Genomic DNA, 15,062 nt, shown 5'->3' with positions numbered 1-15,062 from the left:
GAGGGAGGAAAGGGCGCATGCCGTTAGCAGTCATCACATCGCTGGCTCGCCCATTGCTGGAAGGACGGCTACCGGCTGAGATATCCCCGTTGTGGTTCACCACGCCCGAAGAGATGGTCCGTCATGCGCCCGATGCGGAGATCGGCTGGTTCGATGCGTTCGGATCGGCCGCAATGCCCGATGCGGTCCGTTCTGCTGCGAACATGCGCTGGTTGAACACGGTTGCAGCGGGAATCAACCACTTGCCGCTGCAGTTGATGGCCGAGCGCGGAACGATGTTGACCAACGGCGCCGGGCTGCATGCTGGCACGATTGCGGAGTATGCCTTGCTCGGCATGCTGACGATCGCCAAGGGGTATCGGCAAGTTGTCCGCGCGCAAGACCGGCATGAATGGCTCCGCGAGCCGCCCGGCAAGGGCGAGCTTGCGGAAACTTCGGCGCTGATCGTTGGCTCCGGCGCCATTGGCGGACGCATCGCGCACTTGCTCCGGGCCTTCGATGTTCAGGTGACGGAGGTCAGGCGAAGCAGCAGCCAGGGCGCACTGCGTCCCGGCGAATGGCAGGCGCGACTTGGCGAGTTCGATTGGGTGATCATGGCAGTCCCTTCGACTCCTGAGACTCGGGGCCTGATCGGCTCGGCAGAATTGCGAGCCATGAAGCGCGGAGCGGCGATTCTTAACTTCGCACGCGGCGAGGTGATCGAAACCGATGCGCTCCTTGCCGCGCTTGATAGCGGGCAACTTGGCGCCGCCTTCCTGGACGTTACCGATCCCGAGCCGCTGCCGGCTGAGCACCCACTGTGGATGTACGATAACGTGCATATCTCGATGCATCTATCCGGCCGCTCACAAGACACGATCTTCCAGAAAGGTGCCGAACGGTTCCTGACGAACTGCCGGCGTTTTCTTGCCGGCGAGCCCTTGCTGCATGCGGTAGATCTTGGCGCCGGATACTGATTGCGGCTTACGTATCGTCGAGCACGAGTATTTCAGCTTCGATGGACAGCCTTTGCTCGTCGAGCAGGCTATGCTCGGCGAACGTAACAGTCGCATCGGCGACGAGCGCTCCGCGTAACGTGAACTCATGGTCGGGCAGGGCTGCGATGAATGCTTCGCCTTGGGCGATGGCCTCCGCGCCCTCGTAAGTAAGCGCGACGACATGCCGTGCGCCGCAGAATGTGGCGCTTGACCAGGGCCGCTCGGAGTGGCGCATGAACTGCGCATCAGGCCCTGCCAGGCTCAGCACTTCCCGGAGCAGACCCAGCCAAGGTCCGCGCGCACCCGCATGACGAAGGGTTGCGATCATTTCCAGATGACGCGCCGGTTCAGCGAGCATGACTTTCCTCCTGATATATGTTCATGAAATGTTCTACTCGCTGCTCCATGCTAGGGCGTGGGGTACGCCCGTTGCGCAGATCGTCGACGAGCCTGGGATCACCGACCGAAAGGCGGCCAAACTTTGTGCGGGGCATACCTGTCGCCCGCAAGAAGCGCTCTATGCGCCGCAACAACATCATGTCCTCCGTTCAGTTCGACTCAGGTGATCACCTTTTGTTCCAGTCCAAATCCTACTTGTCTAGGAAATATCTCTCGTGTACTTTCTCGAATATGGAACTTGATACCTCCCGCCGCCGGTTGCTGGCTCTTGCGGAGGAGCGGCATGTCAGTCTGACGCGGTTGTCGAGGATGATCGGCAAGAACGCGAGCTATCTCCAGCAATTCGTCCGGAAAGGAAGTCCCCGCAAGCTTGAGGAGGGCGATCGCGCTCTGCTCGCTCGGTTCTTTGGTGTCGCGGAAACGGAGCTAGGAGCTCCGCAGGAAAAATACAGTGCGCATCCGTCTCCGGAAGGCGATGTGGTCTGGATCGAGATTCCGCGACTCTGTCTCACTGCTTCGGCTGGACCCGGCGCGGACGTGATCGGCGAAGACGCGATTGGCAGTTTCCGTTTCTCTCAGCGCTGGTTGAGGGATCAGGGGCTCCAGCAGGAGCGGCTTTCCGCCATAACCGTGCGCGGCGACTCGATGGAGCCCACCTTGCGAGACGGCGACGAGATCCTCGTGGACGGAGGCCGTCGTACCCTGCGCGACGGCATTCACGTGGTGCGTTTCGACGGCGCGCTGCTGGTCAAGCGGCTGGACACCAGCAGACCGGGGCGAGTCTCTCTGCTCAGCGACAACACGGCTTATCCACCCATCGAATGCCCGCCAGACCAACTGGACCTGGTGGGGCGGGTGGTGTGGAAGAGTGGACGCCTTTGAGGAAGGTCAGTCACGCGCTCCCGGTTGCAATCATCATCGTCTCCCGCCATTTCCGCGGGGATGAATGAAAGCCCAAAATCCGCACAGGAGCCGCCGATGCGCGTGGCTATTCTGCCTGTCACGCCGTTGCAGCAAAACTGTACGCTCATCTGGTGTACCAAGACGATGCGGGGTGCATTCGTGGATCCCGGCGGCGACCTGGACCAGTTGAAGGCCGCGCTCGCCAAGACAGGGGTCAAGCTGGAGAAAGTGCTCGTGACACACGGGCACCTCGATCACTGCGGGATGGCTGGCGAATTGGCCAAGGAGCTGCATGTTCCAATCGAGGGGCCGCAGGAAGAGGATCGCTTCTGGATCGCTCAGCTTGATCAGGACGGCCCACGCTGGAACATGGAAGCGCACAGTTTTGAGCCGGATCGGTGGCTGCTCAATGGAGATCAGGTGACGGTTGGCGACCTCACGCTGGATGTCTACCACTGCCCGGGGCACACGCCGGGTCATGTCGTGTTCCATCACGCCCCGTCCCGGTTCGCGATCGTCGGCGACGTTCTGTTCCAGGGATCGATCGGCCGTACAGACTTTCCCAAGGGCGATCTTGAAACCCTGGTGAATTCTATCACGGAGCGCCTCTGGCCTCTCGGCGATGAGACCACCTTTGTGCCGGGACACGGTCCCATCAGCACCTTTGGCGAGGAGCGGCGGAGCAATCCGTTCGTGAGCGACGCCGCTCTGGCCAGGGCAACCGCGTAGCTCGCTTAGACTGGTGCGCATAAAGGAGATGCTGGCCTGCCATGCCAGCGTCTCCTCTTGCGATTGCGCATCCCGGCGTCGTCACGTTCTCTCAGGGGAGGCGTGCAATTAGCCCCGGCCCTCGCGTTCGCGTCTCACATCACTTGCAAGGCGATCAGCACTGCGACGACAGCCAGGCCGATCTCGGAGAGGAGGGTGACCACCATTCCGACCGCACGGTAAGGATTCGCACTCGTTCGATCCATGCCGAAGCCATGCGCCACCCGTGCAAGCATGAAGACCGAGCCCACGATGGCCAGCCAGCTGTGACCCTTGCCGGTCATCTCAATCACGGCGACGAGTATAAGAAACAGCGGCGTGTGTTCGATAAAGTTCGATTGGGCGCGCATCCGCTGCAGGAGCAGGGCATTGCCCCCGTCCCCGTGGATCAAGCGTTCGGCCATGCGGACCCGCACTATTCGGACGAAAAGCCACAGATTGATGAAAACCGCGGCCGCGGCCAGGCTCAACGTCGTCTGCAGGATCATGCTTGCCCTCTCGTACTGAATGTCAGGTATAAGCATGCGTCAGGCGACTACGGCTTGCAACTCGCGCCAGATCGGGTATAGGCGCGCCTTCGCAAGCCGCCGGCCCTTGTTGGTCTCGGCGGCCTTTTTAACAGCAACGCAAGTTTTCAGGAACAGGTGCCGAAATGGCTGTCCCTAAGAGAAAAACATCCCCCTCCCGTCGGGGCATGCGCCGCAGCCATGACGCGCTCACGGTTGAGGCTTTCAGCGAATGCAAGAACTGTGGCGAGCTGAAGCGCCCGCACCACTTGTGCACGGCTTGCGGCCACTACAACGGCCGTGAAATCGTCGCGGTTGAAGCCTAAGTCTGACGCTCTGAGGTCTGGAGACTGTCGATGAGCTTGCCGCGTATCGCCGTTGACGCGATGGGCGGTGACGAGGGCGTGCGCGTGATGGTGGAAGGCGCGGCACTTGCGCGTCGCCGTCACGAGCGTTTCAAGTTTCTGCTGGTGGGCGACGAGCCGCGGATCAAAGCCGCGCTTGAGAGCCATCCGAACTTGCGCGCGTCGTCTGAGATTCTTCACACCGAAGACGTGATCAGTGGTGAGGACAAACCCAGCCAGGCTTTGCGCCGGGCCAAGGGTACCTCCATGGGCATGGCCATCAATGCGGTGAAGGCAGGTGATGCCGGAGCCGCTGTGAGTGCTGGGAACACCGGCGCGTTGATGGCGATTGCTAAGCTCACGCTGCGGACGATGCCAGGCATTGATCGCCCGGCTCTCGCTGCATTGCTGCCAACGCTTGGCGACAATGACGTGGTGATGCTGGACCTGGGGGCAAACACCGAGTGCGATACGCGCAATCTTGTGCAGTTCGCGATCATGGGTGCTGCCTACTCGAGAGTGGTCACAGCGCGCGAGGCGCCTCGCGTGCGCCTGCTGAACATCGGCACGGAAGAGACCAAAGGCACTGACGAGCTTCGCGACGCCGCTAACGTCCTGAAGGCTGCCGCGAGCGATCTTGCGATTTCTTTCGACGGCTTCACTGAAGCCGACAAGGTTTGCCGCGGCGATGTTGACGTTGTCGTGACGGATGGTTTCTCAGGAAACATCGCGCTCAAGGCCGTTGAAGGCACTGCCCGGTTCGTGGGCGATCTCTTGCGGCGCAGTTTCGCGAGTTCACTGCGTTCGAAGATCGGATTTCTGATCTCTCGTCCGGCTACGGAACTGCTGAAGCACCACCTGGACCCTAACAACCACAACGGCGCGGTCTTTCTCGGGCTTAACGGCATCGTTGTGAAAAGTCATGGCAGTGCGAACGCTGCTGGTGTCGCCAATGCTGTGGCGGTCACTGCCCGCCTTCTGGAGGAAAACGTGACCGAGCGGATCACCGCCGACCTTGCCCGTGTGGGTGCCGATTCCCTGCGTGTGATGCGTGGGCAGGAGGAACGCGCCTGATGCGTCGCTCGGTTGTACTCGGCACCGGCTCGGCACTGCCCCGCACCGTAGTCACCAATGCGGAGCTTGCTGCGCGGGTGGACACTACTGACGAATGGATTGTCGAGCGCACGGGCATTCGCCAGCGCTACATTGCGGAGAGTGACGAGACCACAGCCAGCCTTGCTACCGATGCAGCGCGCAAGGCGATCTCTGCGGCGGGTCTTGAGGCCAAGGATGTGGATCTCATCGTCCTCGCCACGGCGACTCCGGACCAAACCTTTCCGGCCACGGCAACCACTGTTCAGCACAACCTCGGGTGCCATGGTGGCATCGCATTCGATGTGGCCGCGGTGTGCTCCGGCTTTCTTTACGCGGTGGGCGTTGCCGACTCGATGCTGCGGAGCGGCATGGCGCAGCGCGCACTGGTGATCGGTTCGGAGACTTTCAGCCGCATTCTGGATTGGGAAGATCGCACCACATGCGTCCTGTTCGGGGACGGGGCGGGCGCGGTTATCCTCGAGGCGCAGGAGGTTGAGGGCGAGGCGCCAAGAGGTGTGATCGCAACCAAGCTGCATGCCGACGGCAATCACAACCAGCTTCTCTACGTCGATGGCGGCGCCTCTACGACCGGCACGGTCGGCAAGTTGCGGATGAAGGGGCGTGAAGTATTCCGTCACGCCGTAGTGAATCTCGCCGATGTTCTGCGCGAAGTGCTTGATGATGCAGGCCTGAGCACCGCCGATATCGACTGGCTCGTCCCGCACCAGGCAAACGCCCGCATCCTGGATGCGACCGCGCGGAAGCTCAGTATGCCTGCTGACAAGGTCGTGATCACCGTCGATCAGCATGCCAATACCTCGGCTGCCTCCGTTCCCCTGGCGCTCGATGTTGCCGTGCGCGATGGGCGAATTCAGCAGGGGGATCTCGTCATGCTGGAAGCGATGGGCGGTGGATTCACTTGGGGTGCCAGCCTGTTAAGGATGTAGTCGCTGGCATTCCTCTGCTCGACTTCTGCACGTTAGTTCACATTTGTTGATTTCTTCGCCGTATAACCTATGACGGCCGCGGGGAATTTGTGGATAAAGGGTGGGATCGATGCGCTCTACGGAGACGCTTACGCGAGCAGCTATAGCCGAAGCGATACACAAGAAACTTGGCCTTTCTCGTGCCGAGTCTCTTGCCATGGTTGAGGCGATTCTTACGCACATGTGCGAGGCCCTGGCAGACGGACAGAACGTCAAGATTTCAGGTTTCGGGACCTTTCTTCTACGCGACAAAGGTGAGCGGATCGGGCGCAACCCGAAGACGGGCGTTGAAGTGCCGATCACTCCGCGTAGAGTGCTGACGTTCCGCGCCAGTCAGATGCTGAAGGATCGCATTGCAGGAGGCTGACGCGGCGGGAGGTGAAACGATGACGCCGGAGTTCGACGACGGCAAGGCACCAGAAGCGCTGCGCACCATTGGTGAAGTGGCGAAGGCGCTCGACATTCGGCAGCATGTGCTGCGCTACTGGGAGGAGCAGTTTCCGATGCTCCGGCCCGTGAAGCGCAGCGGCGGGCGCCGCTACTACCGTCCCGAGGATGTTGCCTTAATCGCGAGGATCGACCGCCTCGTGCATCGCGAAGGCTTTACTCTGCGCGGTGCACGCCAGGCGATCGAGGCGGACAATTCGGCGTCGTACGCCAATCGTTCTGCTGCGCCTCAGTCACCGCTTCACACCGAACTCAGAGCGATTCGCGATGAACTTGCCGCGGCACTTGCCCGCTGCTGACGTTTTGCGTTGAAATGAATCTGCGTTGCTGCGGGCGAGGCTCAATCCTCTATCTGGGGTCCTAGCTTTGCATCCAGATCGCGCGGGCGCATGAGATGCTTCAGCCGCCCGCAGTTGTCGGAGAGCTGGGACCAGGCGTCGATCTCAAGTTCCAGGACTGCGAATGCAGCGGTCGGAAACTTCTCTTCCACTTCATCGCGCAACGGGCTGCTCCCGTCGTCGGGAACGAGATCAAAGATAAGATCTTCCAGGCCCGGGTTGTGTCCGACCATCAGGATAGAGGCGGGATCGCTGTCCTGTTCGCGCAGGAGATCCGCCAGCGTCGGTGAACTGGCGAGATAGATGCGACGATCCCAGTTGAGAGGCGGCATCTGCCCGGCTGCACGGGCGGCCAGTTCAATCGTCTGAGTTACGCGCACCGCGGGGGACGCGATGATTCGCTTCCAGCGTACCCCATAATGGCGAATGTGCAGCCCCATCAGGCCCGCGCCCGTACGACCGCGCTCGTTCAGCGGCCGGTCGAAATCACGCAGGCGTGCATCGTTCCAGTCGGATTTGGCATGGCGAAATAGGCCGAGGGTCTTCATGCAAGAGGGGCAGCAGCTTGATCGTTCATCGTCGGCTCCAGACCATGAGCGGAGACGCGTTGCAAGGCCTCGTCCAGCGTGACGCGCCGGATTGGCGTCGCTGGTGGAAATGCCGTCAGCAACCGGGAGGGGAAGGCGGCCGAAAGTACGACGAAATGCCCGCGATCTTCCTTGCTGCGGATCAGGCGTCCGAATGCCTGCGCCAGCCGGGCGCGGATGATCCCGTCGTCATAGGCGCTTGCACCGCCTTTCTGGGCGCCGGCAGCCAACCTGCGTGCACGATGGAGGATAGTGGGCCGGGGCCAGGGAACCTGCTCCATCACCACCAGCCGCAGCGACCGGCCGGGCACATCCACCCCGTCCCGGAGGGCATCGGTGCCCAATAGCGATGCGGAAGGGTCATCTCGGAAGATGTCCACGAGAGTGCCGGTGTCGATCGGGTCGACATGCTGCGCGTATAGCGGCAGGCCTCCCCGCGCGAGGCGGTCGGCAATTCGGCCGTGCACCGCCCGCAGCCTGCGTATGGCAGTAAACAGGCCGAGCGCTCCGCCTCCGGATGCCTCTATAAGTCGACCGTATGCCCCCGCCAGCGCGGGAATGTCGCCGCGGGGGACATCGGTGACGATAAGCACTTCGGCCTGTCCCGCGTAATCGAAGGGGCTCTCGTGGGCAGACAGCTGCGGCATCACGCCGATGTGTGGCGCCCCGCTACGCACTACGGCCAGACGCCAGTCATCATCCTCATTCCCCGTACGGTCGGCCAGCGTTGCGGAGGTCATGACTACGCCATGTGCCGGTTCCAGTACTGTTCGCGCGAATGGCTTCATCGGGTCGAGCCACCGGCGGTGGATGCCGATGTCGAACTCACGCGCTTCGCTCCGGTCGATGGCCAGCCAATCGACGAACTCAGGATCAGCGGGCCCGCCCAGCCTTTCAAGAAGTGCTTCCCAGGCAGCGAGCAGATCCACGCGCCAGCTAAGTGAGTGGCGAGCGCCTTCGAGGCGCTGGCGCCCTTGGCCGTCAAGCCAATCGGGCGGTTCCTCAAGCATGGCCTCCAGCCGTGTCCCGAGGCGGATGAGCGGCTGTCGCAGTTCGGCCAAAGCCGCGCGGGCAGATTGCGCCAGTTCCACGAAAGCGCCCTCCAGCCCGGCGACTTCCGTCTCCAAGCCATACCCTGCTTCGGTGCCGCCAGTCTCGTCGCGAGCATAGACAGTGGCGCGTACGGCGGCGAACAGTTCTTCAAGCGGGCCTGAGGGCACCCCTTCTGCCAGCCTCTGGAGCCAACCATCGGAGGGCAGGGCCTCCGCCGCTGTTCGCGCGGCTTCGACTGCCCGGCCACCCGCCTCGTCATAGCTGGCGACATCTGCAAGACGCGCCGAAAGCCCGCGACGCCTCCCGCGTGATGACTTCTCCGGGCCGATAACCCAACGGCGCAATTCTATCGACTCGGCACCTGTCAGGGCAGCGGCAAAGGTGGAATCGGCAGCGTCAAAGACGTGATGGCCCTCGTCGAAGACGATTCGCATCGGTCGCGCGGCGTGGTCGCGCCCGCGCGCCGCATTCACCATGACCAAAGCATGATTGGCGATCACCAGGTCGGCGCTGGCGCTGGCGCGGGAGGCACGCTCGATAAAGCACTTCCGGTAGTGCGAACAGCCCGCGTAGACGCATTCACCCCGGCGGTCCGTCAGCGCCGTGATGCCGCGCTGACGGAACAAGGTGGCTAGCCAGCCGGGCAAGTCCCCGCCGATCATATCTCCGTCCTGAGTGTATGCTGCCCATCGCGCGACAAGGTGCGCAAGGATCGCAGCCCGACCGGCAAACCCGCCTTGCAGAGCGTCTTCCAGGTTAAGCAGGCAGAGGTAGTTCTCGCGGCCTTTGCGCACCACCACTGGCTGCGATCCATCCGGGCGCCGTTCCGGCCAGGCACGCCGGCTCTCTTTTCGCAGCTGCCGCTGCAGCGCCTTCGTGAAAGTCGAGACCCACACGGTTCCGCCCGAAAGCTCACTCCAGAGCGAAGCGGGTGCCAGGTAGCCGAGCGTCTTGCCGATTCCAGTACCGGCCTGGGAGAGCAGCAGGTGCGGCTCGCCAGACTTGCGGCGTGGTAAGAAGGCGCTTGCGGCACGCACTGCGTAGTCGCGTTGGCTTTCGCGCTGTTCTGCCGACGCTCCTGTCAGCTGCTGCAGGCGGGTGAGCGTGGCGGCCTCTTCGATAGCGATCTGGCGCGGTTGCGGCTGCTCGCCTGCTTCTTCCCATTCAGGCAGCTTGGAAAAGAGCCAGCGCTCTGCCCGTTCGGGCCGCGCGATGTGACCGGCAAGAGGTGCTGCCCAGGCCCACCGCAAACGGGTAAGCGACTGCAGAGCACTCCACGCGCCCTCCCGCTGCGGCCACGCCGGGTCCATGCACGTAGCCAAGAGTACCCCGGCTGCGTTCTGAAGGAGGTGTGGCACCTCGGCATCGTCTGCAGGCTCCGGTAGCCCCAGGGCATGGGCTAGGCCCTTGGGCGTGGGGACGACGAAGCGAGCAGGGTGCACGAAGGCGAAGAGTTCGAGCACATCCAATCCGGAAAGATCCGGGTAGCCGAGCCGTGTGGCCACCAAGGGCGCGTTGATGATGAGATGAGGGGTGTCCGCAGCCGCGGTTACGGCTTCGCCTTTGCCAACGGTGCGGGTGGAACCCGACCGGTCAAGCAGCCATGAGCCTGCGTGGCTGGCATGAAGGGCGGGAAGAGACAGGGGCGGCATGCGCCCACAGGATGGGGAGCGCGGAACGAAATGTAAACACATGCTCGCGCGTTCCACCTTGTGGAGATGCGCGAGCATGCAGACTGGGAAGTGATTTAAGCTCGATCTATGGTCAGACCCGACCGGTCGCGTGCTCGCCGGCTTCGTGGGCTTTGACTGGCTGACCCGTCAGCATCTTGAACTTGCCCTTGAGCGACATGTCAGCAACCCACACTTCTGAGTCCTTGATGTCGAAGCGTAGCATCAGGACATTCGGGTCGTTCTTGCCGTTTGGAAACCAGCTTTCCACAACCGTATTCCAATGCTTGTCGCGAACGGAGGCGTCAGTCTCCTCCACCAGCAGGCCGGTAAGCGAAGCGAAGGTGTCGTGCCCCTTTGTCGCAACGTGGCCATTTGCGGCGCCACCAGCGGCGATGCGGTTGCTCCGGGGAAGGAAGAACCAGATCGCGTGGTGCGCGTCCTTGTCGAGCTGCGCCGTCATCGGCTCGGAGTGTTCGTGAGAGCCTTCCAGCTTCATCATGATGTAAGGGCTGTCTTCGAACGCCTTCCAGAACGTCTCGCGGGTCTCGTGGTCCATGGTCTTCTCCTCGCGGTCAAATTGGGCCGGTCTTAACGGATCAACGCGAGGGGACATGCGGCGTTCCCTGCTCCAAAGGGCAGGGCCATAGGTGTTCAGCCGGCTTGCGCTTCCTTCGCGGCGAGGCGCAGATCCTCCACCAAGCCAGAGAATGCATTGCTCGCCGCATCCCGGTCAGGCAGGCGCAGGATGTACGATGGGTGCCAGGTGACAATTCCGGCGCCGTGATCCAGGGGAACTGGCGAGCCGCGCATCTTGCCAATGGCACCTGTCCGTCCGGTTACGCCCCGCACTGCGGTCGCTCCGAGCATTACGGTGGCGCGGGGGCGAACAAGACCGATCTCCTGATCAAGCCACCATCTGCACGCCTCGATCTCTGGAACGTCGGGTTTCTGGTGAAGCCGTCGCTTGCCGCGCATCACATACTTGAAGTGCTTGACCGTATTCGTGAGATAGACCGCCTCGCGATCAATCCCTGCTTCGCCTAGGGCACGATCGAGTACCCCTCCAGCCGGTCCGACAAATGGACGGTGCGCCTTGTCCTCTTCGTCTCCTGGCTGTTCACCCACGATCATCAGGCGGGCATCGCCCGGTCCTTCTCCAAAGACGCAGCCGTTCGTTCCCTTCCAAAGCGGACAGCGGCGGCATCCCTGGGCCTCTTCTGCGAGAGCATGGAGAGTGGTTGCGCGCTCAGCTGGTGGTACTTGCTGTGCGACCATGTGCGACTCCCTTGCCTGTGCTCCAGCAATCAGCGGTGCAATAAGTTGCGCCTCAGGGAGGTTCTTCCAGTACTTCCGAGGCATCTCTCGAGTCATTGCCCCGACCTTGAGCCGAGCCGGGTTAAAGATGGCGCCGTAATACGCCTTCCAAATCTCTTCGATTTCGTCCTCGCGCGGTGCTGCCGTGCGATCTGCTCCGGGCCCCTCAGTCAGCGTCTCGCCATCCCAGTGGATGGAGATCTCTGGAGTGAGGATGGACCACGCCATGTTGGCGAACCGCCGCAGGAAGAAGCCGGCGTTGGCCCGCACGATATGATGCTCAGGTTCGAACCATGCGACAAAGCGCGTGCTGCCGCCGTTCTCCTCCGTCTCGCGAAAGCGCACGAAGGCGCGCATCTTGTGGAGGTCTCTTCGCACAGACTTCGCCATGAGCTCAACTCGGCGGACCAGCGGGTCCGCGCGATCGTCCAGCAGTCCGGGGTGTTCGGTGACCTGCCAAAGGAGCCGGTAAACCAATGCGAAACGCTCGGGATCGGAGTGCAGCAATGCACTTTGCGCCAGATCCGGAAAACGCCGCGGAACGCGAAGTTCAAGCTGGGGAGGGGAAGGAAGGTCGCGGTCCCCTGCCGCGAATAAGTCGTCCGCGCTTTCGCCGACGTGCCAAGAGATCCGGTCGGGCTCTACGCGGGCAGCCAGGAAGCGACGGGCCGCGTCGCGCCATTCTTCCCAGTCGTCCTCGCTTTGAAGGCGAACGGCGCGCGCCGGCGGCGCGCGCATCGTGTCGCTGGACTGAAGGCTATTCGCGCTCGTCACCTGGCTTTTCTTCTTCTGCCAGCTGAAGCTCCTTGGGCTTGCGATCCTCGAAAACGCGCGCCAGCCGGGCCTCGGCTTCGTCGCTCAACGTCTTCGCAGCTTCCGGGAACATGTCCTCTTCCTCCTCATCGATGTGATGAAGGTACCGGTGGCGCATCTCTCCGAACTTGCTGAGCCACTCTTCAGAGCTGATCTCCAGATCCATGAGTTCGCCGAGATAATCGTCGACCTCCTTGTGCTCGGACACAGAGTGGCGTGCTTCGTCGCGCAATTCCGGACAGGCGAGCATGGTGGCGTACAGCGATTCCTCTTCTGCTGCCGCATGCGCCTGCAGTTCCTTGCGAAGCTCTTCGAACAGCTTGGCTCGCTCATCGCCTTTGCCGGACGTATCGCCCAACTTTGCGAGCATCTTGCGCTGACGGTCGTGATCAGCCTTGAGGTCCTGGAATATCCGGGCATCTGCCATTGTCGATCTCCTTGTTGCAGAGAAAAACCGGCAGGATGGACCGGGGTTGCTGTCGCGAACGATTCTCAAGCCGCGAAAAGCTCCAGTTGCTGTTCGCGAGGGCTGAGTAGTCTTCGCAGGTCGGCACGGTCGGTGAGAGCCGTGGGCCGCCAGTCAGCTGCGATGATGAAGGGGCGCACCTTGGCAATCGACTGCGTGAGGCGCGCCACGTCCTCCAGCCGCAGAGTGCGAAAACGCCGCGTGGACACGATGGTATTCACTGCTTTGACGCCAAGCCCGGGCACCCGAAGTAATCGCTCCTTCTCGGAACGGTTCACATCTACCGGAAAAGCGCTGCGAAACTTCAGCGCCCAGGCGAGCTTGGGGTCAATGTCGAGCGGAAGCATACCGTTTTCTGCCGCATCGCTGATTTCGTGAGGCGCGAAGCCGTAGAACCGCATGAGCCAGTCTGACTGGTAAAGCCGATGTTCGCGCAAGAGTGGCGGTCGCTTCAAAGGGAGCACGGCGCTTGCGTCGGGGATGGGGGAAAACGCCGAATAATAAACGCGGCGCATCTTATAGCCCCGGTAGAGCGAAGCGGCGCGGTCCACGATCTGTGCGTCCGTTGCGCCATCTGCACCGACGATCATTTGCGTTGATTGACCAGCCGGGGCGAAAACCGGGGCAGACTTGTAGCGCCGGCTGGCGTCCTTCGCATCCGCAATCAGGAATTTCATGTCGGACATCGCCCCGGTAATCCGCTTCTCGGACTTGTCTGGTGCCAGCCGTGTGAGCGCGCTTGTCGTAGGCAATTCAATGTTGATGGACACTCGATCGGCCCACAAACCCGCCTGCGCAACAATCTCCGGATCGGCGTCCGGGATGGTCTTGAGGTGGATATATCCTTTGAAGCCGTGGCCTTCTCGCAGCGTTTGCGCAACCTGTACCAGCTGCTCCATCGTATGATCCGGGCTGCGGATGATGCCCGAGGACAAGAACAGCCCTTCGATGTAGTTCCGGCGATAAAATCCAAGTGTAAGATCGACGACTTCTTTAACAGTGAAGGCGGCGCGTCGAACCGACGAACTCTTTCTGTTGATGCAGTAATGGCAATCGAACTGGCAGTAGTTGGTCAGGAGGATTTTCAGCAAGGATATGCACCGCCCATCCGGTGCGTAGGCATGGCAGATGCCCATGCCCTCCGTCGAGCCTATCCCACCTGTCCGGCTATCGCGCTTGGCTGTTCCCGAGGAGGCGCACGAAGCATCATACTTCGCGGCGTCAGCCAGGATTGTCAGCTTTTCCTTCAGAGACAGATGAGCCATGATGTTCGTTATATGTTCGCATGCAGGGGGTGGCGATTGCCCTTTGGTGCAGAGCATTGAACATGCCGTGCAAACTTTGCGGGCATTGATGCGTTTGGGCTGCAAACCTTTGAGTGGAAAGCCAAACACGCATGGTCAAGCTGCGCTTCGTAGACGACAGCGAGCCGGGAGTTACGCGCTGCAGAGTGCGAAGTGGCGCATGGGCTTACTTTTCTCCCGAGGGCACCCGGATTACCGACCGGGATGAGATTGACCGTCTGAATCGCATCGCACTGCCGCCCGCGTATGAGAACTGCTGGTTCTGTCCCGATGCGAACGGCCACCTTCTGGCAATCGGATACGACGCGAAAGGGCGAAAGCAGTACAGGTACCACCCCGACTGGCGCGAAGAGCGGGAGGCGATGAAGTTCGATCTTTGCCCAGCATTTGGCAGAGAACTTCCGATTTTACGAAAGCGAGTTTCTCAGGACTTGGCGTCACGCAAGCTGTCTCGCGACCGCGCGATTGCGTCAGTCGTGGCACTGCTGGACACAGGCGCAATCCGAATTGGCAATGAGCGCTATGCCAAAGTTAATAAGAGCTTCGGCGCGACGACGTTGCGCAGCCGGCATGCGAAGATCGACCGGGGGATGCTGCGCCTGCGCTTCCGTGGCAAGTCCGGCAAGCTCCATGAGATCGATTGTAATGATCCAAAGCTCGTACGGTGTGTGCGTCGAATGCAAGATCTACCGGGCCAGCATCTCTTTCAGTACCTGAACGAGGAGGGCAATTCTACGCCCGTGCACAGCCACGACGTGAACGACTACCTTCACGAGACGATGGGTGACGCATTCACCGCCAAGCACTTCCGCACCTGGGCAGCGAGTGCCTTCGCGTTCGGGCGGCTTTGGGAGGAGCCGCAGATGACGTTGAAAGGGCTGATGAGCGAGGTGTCCGAACGGCTTGGAAATACCCCGGCCATAGCCCGGAAGTCTTATGTTCATCCCGCGGTGGTGGCTTTGGCGAAAGGTGATGGAAACGCACCTCCGCTGCCCGCCTCTCTTCCGCGAAAGACGCAATGGCTGACCCGGGAAGAACGCGGGCTGATCGTCTTCCTTGAGAATACCTCTGCATAATCTCGGAGCCGTA

General features: G+C 61.6%; 17 protein-coding genes. 9 read left to right on the top strand and 8 right to left on the bottom strand.

Annotated elements, in window-relative coordinates; genetic code table 11:
- The first annotated feature begins 17 nt into the window (after nucleotides 1-17).
- The gene (locus tag ABUH87_RS17860) at nucleotides 18-956 is read left to right on the top strand and encodes a D-2-hydroxyacid dehydrogenase (RefSeq protein ID WP_367775467.1); all 939 of its coding nucleotides are present in this window, start codon (nucleotides 18-20) and stop codon (nucleotides 954-956) included.
- Nucleotides 957-963: 7 nt separating this feature from the next.
- Here the strand turns inward: ABUH87_RS17860 and ABUH87_RS17855 are convergent, their stop codons facing one another.
- Nucleotides 964-1,335, bottom strand: a complete 372-nt coding sequence (locus tag ABUH87_RS17855; protein ID WP_367775466.1) for a hypothetical protein — start codon at nucleotides 1,333-1,335, stop codon at nucleotides 964-966.
- A gap of 272 nt (nucleotides 1,336-1,607) precedes the next feature.
- On the opposite strand from ABUH87_RS17855, the gene ABUH87_RS17845 reads away from it, so the two are divergent.
- Nucleotides 1,608-2,258, top strand: coding sequence for a S24 family peptidase (locus tag ABUH87_RS17845; protein WP_367775465.1), 651 nt, complete (start codon nucleotides 1,608-1,610; stop codon nucleotides 2,256-2,258).
- 60 nt (nucleotides 2,259-2,318) lie between these two features.
- Nucleotides 2,319-3,008 carry an MBL fold metallo-hydrolase gene (locus ABUH87_RS17840; protein ID WP_367775464.1) on the top strand — a complete coding sequence of 230 codons (690 nt, stop codon included), beginning with the start codon at nucleotides 2,319-2,321 and terminating at the stop codon, nucleotides 3,006-3,008.
- A 134-nt stretch (nucleotides 3,009-3,142) separates the two neighbouring features.
- Here the strand turns inward: ABUH87_RS17840 and ABUH87_RS17835 are convergent, their stop codons facing one another.
- The gene (locus ABUH87_RS17835; RefSeq protein WP_367775463.1) at nucleotides 3,143-3,535 is read right to left on the bottom strand and encodes an MAPEG family protein; all 393 of its coding nucleotides are present in this window, start codon (nucleotides 3,533-3,535) and stop codon (nucleotides 3,143-3,145) included.
- A 164-nt stretch (nucleotides 3,536-3,699) separates the two neighbouring features.
- On the opposite strand from ABUH87_RS17835, the gene rpmF reads away from it, so the two are divergent.
- The 5 genes from rpmF (at nucleotide 3,700) to ABUH87_RS17810 (ending at nucleotide 6,724) form a co-directional block, all read left to right on the top strand.
- Nucleotides 3,700-3,879 carry a 50S ribosomal protein L32 gene (rpmF, locus tag ABUH87_RS17830; protein WP_367775462.1) on the top strand — a complete coding sequence of 60 codons (180 nt, stop codon included), beginning with the start codon at nucleotides 3,700-3,702 and terminating at the stop codon, nucleotides 3,877-3,879.
- A 30-nt stretch (nucleotides 3,880-3,909) separates the two neighbouring features.
- Nucleotides 3,910-4,971 (top strand): phosphate acyltransferase PlsX, encoded by a 1,062-nt coding sequence (gene plsX / locus ABUH87_RS17825; protein WP_367775460.1) that lies wholly within the window; start codon nucleotides 3,910-3,912, stop codon nucleotides 4,969-4,971.
- A complete protein-coding gene (locus ABUH87_RS17820; protein WP_367775458.1) occupies nucleotides 4,971-5,939 on the top strand; it encodes a beta-ketoacyl-ACP synthase III in 969 nt (322 codons plus the stop codon). Before plsX ends, ABUH87_RS17820 begins: the two co-directional genes overlap by 1 nt.
- Nucleotides 5,940-6,048: 109 nt before the next feature.
- Entirely contained in the window at nucleotides 6,049-6,345 is a 297-nt protein-coding gene (locus tag ABUH87_RS17815; protein WP_367775456.1) for an integration host factor subunit alpha, read from the top strand.
- 19 nt (nucleotides 6,346-6,364) lie between these two features.
- Complete coding sequence (locus tag ABUH87_RS17810; protein WP_367775455.1) at nucleotides 6,365-6,724, top strand: MerR family transcriptional regulator; 360 nt, start codon at nucleotides 6,365-6,367, stop codon at nucleotides 6,722-6,724.
- A 41-nt stretch (nucleotides 6,725-6,765) separates the two neighbouring features.
- On the opposite strand, the gene ABUH87_RS17805 is transcribed toward ABUH87_RS17810, so the two are convergent.
- The 6 genes from ABUH87_RS17805 to ABUH87_RS17780 form a co-directional block, all read right to left on the bottom strand.
- Nucleotides 6,766-7,311, bottom strand: coding sequence for a SixA phosphatase family protein (locus tag ABUH87_RS17805; RefSeq protein WP_367775454.1), 546 nt, complete (start codon nucleotides 7,309-7,311; stop codon nucleotides 6,766-6,768).
- Entirely contained in the window at nucleotides 7,308-10,055 is a 2,748-nt protein-coding gene (locus ABUH87_RS17800; protein ID WP_367775452.1) for an ATP-dependent DNA helicase, read from the bottom strand. Before ABUH87_RS17800 ends, ABUH87_RS17805 begins: the two co-directional genes overlap by 4 nt.
- A gap of 112 nt (nucleotides 10,056-10,167) precedes the next feature.
- The gene (locus ABUH87_RS17795) at nucleotides 10,168-10,689 is read right to left on the bottom strand and encodes a pyridoxamine 5'-phosphate oxidase family protein (RefSeq protein ID WP_419956720.1); all 522 of its coding nucleotides are present in this window, start codon (nucleotides 10,687-10,689) and stop codon (nucleotides 10,168-10,170) included.
- 38 nt (nucleotides 10,690-10,727) lie between these two features.
- Nucleotides 10,728-12,128 carry a UdgX family uracil-DNA binding protein gene (locus tag ABUH87_RS17790; RefSeq protein ID WP_367775593.1) on the bottom strand — a complete coding sequence of 467 codons (1,401 nt, stop codon included), beginning with the start codon at nucleotides 12,126-12,128 and terminating at the stop codon, nucleotides 10,728-10,730.
- A 19-nt stretch (nucleotides 12,129-12,147) separates the two neighbouring features.
- Nucleotides 12,148-12,630 (bottom strand): hemerythrin domain-containing protein, encoded by a 483-nt coding sequence (locus tag ABUH87_RS17785; RefSeq protein ID WP_367775450.1) that lies wholly within the window; start codon nucleotides 12,628-12,630, stop codon nucleotides 12,148-12,150.
- A gap of 65 nt (nucleotides 12,631-12,695) precedes the next feature.
- Nucleotides 12,696-13,934 (bottom strand): putative DNA modification/repair radical SAM protein, encoded by a 1,239-nt coding sequence (locus ABUH87_RS17780; RefSeq protein ID WP_367775449.1) that lies wholly within the window; start codon nucleotides 13,932-13,934, stop codon nucleotides 12,696-12,698.
- 131 nt (nucleotides 13,935-14,065) lie between these two features.
- Between ABUH87_RS17780 and ABUH87_RS17775 the strand changes: the two genes are divergently transcribed.
- A complete protein-coding gene (locus tag ABUH87_RS17775) occupies nucleotides 14,066-15,049 on the top strand; it encodes a DNA topoisomerase IB (RefSeq protein ID WP_367775448.1) in 984 nt (327 codons plus the stop codon).
- Nucleotides 15,050-15,062: the final 13 nt, after the last annotated feature.

Origin of the sequence: Novosphingobium rhizovicinum (assembly GCF_040813635.1) — a bacterium.
Classification (GTDB): Bacteria; Pseudomonadota; Alphaproteobacteria; order Sphingomonadales; family Sphingomonadaceae; genus Novosphingobium; species Novosphingobium rhizovicinum.
Note: the sequence above shows the minus strand (reverse complement) of the source record. Positions and strands in the feature narration are given on the sequence as shown.